Annotated in this window: 1 pseudogene; it reads left to right on the plus strand. The window is 53.1% G+C overall.

Annotated elements, in window-relative coordinates:
- Positions 1-195: 195 nt before the first annotated feature.
- Positions 196-275, plus strand: a pseudogene (locus tag SB765_RS29490) (protease); the annotation flags it as partial.

Consider the following 275-nt stretch of genomic DNA (forward strand, 5'->3'; position numbering starts at 1 on the left):
TCCAGGCAGTTTTGAACGCTCGCCCTAAAGGCGAGCCCTTATGCAGCAGAACCCGCCCCCTTTCGATAGTTCAAGGAAACTGCCCCACACGACCGCCCAGCCCATCAACCCAAATTAATTTAAACCTTTAGCCCCTGGCCTTGATCAACTCTCCCATATCCACCCATTAACCCAGCCATCAGGAGACTCTCGATCATGAGCTCACTACTTAGCGGCAAGAAGATTCTGGTCATCACCTCCAACACCGGTATCGAGCGCGATGAACTGCTCAAGCC

The sequence above is a fragment of the Pseudomonas sp. SIMBA_067 genome, from assembly GCF_046534675.1.
In the GTDB taxonomy this organism is placed as follows: domain Bacteria; phylum Pseudomonadota; class Gammaproteobacteria; order Pseudomonadales; family Pseudomonadaceae; genus Aquipseudomonas; species Aquipseudomonas putida.